We start from the raw sequence: 1,884 nt of genomic DNA on the forward strand, positions 1-1,884 counted from the left end.
CACCTGCGCGACGGCGCCGGGGGTAGGTTTGCGGCCCGGTGGGGTGGGGGGGCGCCCCTTTGCGTGGGGGCCTTGTGCGCGTTTAGGGGGGGGTGGTTGCAGCGCACCCACGCCCCGGCGCACGGCCGCGATTAGCGAGAACAAGCTCGGTGACTACCTGCGCGCTCGCCGCGCGACGACCGCGTCAGCGGACGCCGGTCTGCCCGATGACGGATCCCATCGTTATCCCGGGGTTGTCAAGTGAACTAGCTGGTCAGCCGCTTGAAGGCCGTTAAGGCACGTTAGGCAAGTAGGCTGGCCGCGGCTGCCGCCTCGTAGACGACCTCGACCTTGTCGCCGTGTCCGGGCTACTCACCTTCGGCGCTTCGGGGTCGCGTCAGGATCGGGGCTATCGATGGGTCGTAGGCCAGGTGCATCATGGTCGGCATGTCTAATAGCCGAGTCCATGGGTTGACGATCGCGATGTAGGTCGGAGAGACCGCGCGGGCGGTCTCCTTCTACGCCGACGTGCTGGGCCGGGGTCCGGACTATGTCGCGCACGATGACTTCCATGAGTGGGAGGTGTGCCAGGGGGCCTGGCTGCAGCTGTCCAGCGGACATGCGTCTGTCACCGCGACCTCCAGTCGGCTGCGTTTCCAGGTGGAGGACATCGCGGCAGAGATCGCCAAATTGCGGGGTGTGGTCGTGGAGGTGGCCGAGCCCAGCACGCTGCCGAAGGTGGTGGTGTTCACCGACTTCACTGACCCGTGGGGCAATCGGTTGGGCCTTTACCAGGACATCGCTGGCGCAGACGGGCCTCCGCAGATCTCCGGCAGCGCCCGCGATGAAGCCCACTTCGTCCCCGGCATCGTGGTCGAGGAACCTGCCGACAGCCGTTGGCGCTAAGAATGATCTTTGTTGCGGGCGGCGAAGCGTAGGGCCTTGAGACCCTGGTCAGCGATTTGCGCGGTCGCGGCGGCGTCGGGCGGCGCGGATTTCGGCGTCGGCGACTTCGCAGTAGTTCTCCCACCGGTGGTGGGCGACGTCGTAGGAGAGCGGGCCGCCGTTGCCGTTGATGCTGGTGCGGAAGGCGGGGCCGTACCGGTAGCCGGCGCGGGTGGGGTAGAGCTTGAGGAGCGTGACGTAGCCGCGGTCATCCAGGAGCACAGTGCGGACGGTGCCGCCCTTGCCGTGGAGGCGAACGTGCTCGTCGTCGGGGCGCAGGTCAAGGTCGGCGAGGTCCAGGGCGCAGACCTCGGCGGCGCGTGCCCCGTCTCTCCGCTCCTCCCCTAGCGGGAATGCGACTTTGAGCCTTCGACGGCGAGGACCTATCGCTTGGTGTTCAGCCGGTGCCTGGCCCGACGCCACGCAGGAGGTTGGTGACCAGGCTCACCGCGAAGTCGTCGGTGATGGGCTGGTTGGGCAGGAGCAGACGGTGATAGCAGGCGCCCCAGAGCTGGTCGACCAGGACCTCGGGGTCGATGTCGGGGCGCAACTGGCCGCGTGACTGCCCGCGTCGCATCGCCTCCACGGCGAGCGCTCGCCGCGGGCCGGAGTAGCGCTCCAGGAGGGCGGCGGACAGGTCGGGATCGGTCTGGGCCTGGCCGATGAGTTCGGCGATCACGCGTCCGGCGGGCGTACGCGTGAGGAGGTGGACGAACGAGCGGATCTGCACGGTCAGGTCTGCCTCGATGTCGCCGCTGTCGGGAAAGGTCAGGGTGGATTCGACGGCGTGGAAGTAGCCGTCGAGGGCGAGCGCCCCCTTGGACGGCCACCACTTGTAGATCGTCGTCTTGCTGACGCCGGCCTCATCGGCTACTCCCTCGATGGTGAAGGCGCCCATGCCCTCGTTCAGCAGCAGGGCACCCGCCGCCGCGAGGATCTCGGCGCGCACCTCGGCCGCCG

The 1,884-nt window shown here is 68.4% G+C and carries 2 protein-coding genes and 1 pseudogene; 1 reads left to right on the forward strand and 2 read right to left on the reverse strand.

Translation table 11 applies throughout. From position 1 onward, the window contains the following. Positions 1-480 precede the first annotated feature (480 nt). A pseudogene (locus AB0J09_RS63735) lies at positions 481-885 on the forward strand (hypothetical protein); the annotation flags it as partial. A gap of 48 nt (positions 886-933) precedes the next feature. On the opposite strand, the gene AB0J09_RS63740 reads toward AB0J09_RS63735, so the two are convergent. Further along, the gene (locus tag AB0J09_RS63740; protein ID WP_360714108.1) at positions 934-1,146 is read right to left on the reverse strand and encodes a hypothetical protein; all 213 of its coding nucleotides are present in this window, start codon (positions 1,144-1,146) and stop codon (positions 934-936) included. Between the two features lie 175 nt (positions 1,147-1,321). Next, the coding region (locus AB0J09_RS63745; protein WP_360714110.1) for a TetR/AcrR family transcriptional regulator at positions 1,322-1,884 on the reverse strand (563 nt) is incomplete at its 5' end.

Origin of the sequence: Nonomuraea sp. NPDC049784, assembly GCF_040659615.1 — a bacterium.
Classification (GTDB): Bacteria; Actinomycetota; Actinomycetes; order Streptosporangiales; family Streptosporangiaceae; genus Nonomuraea.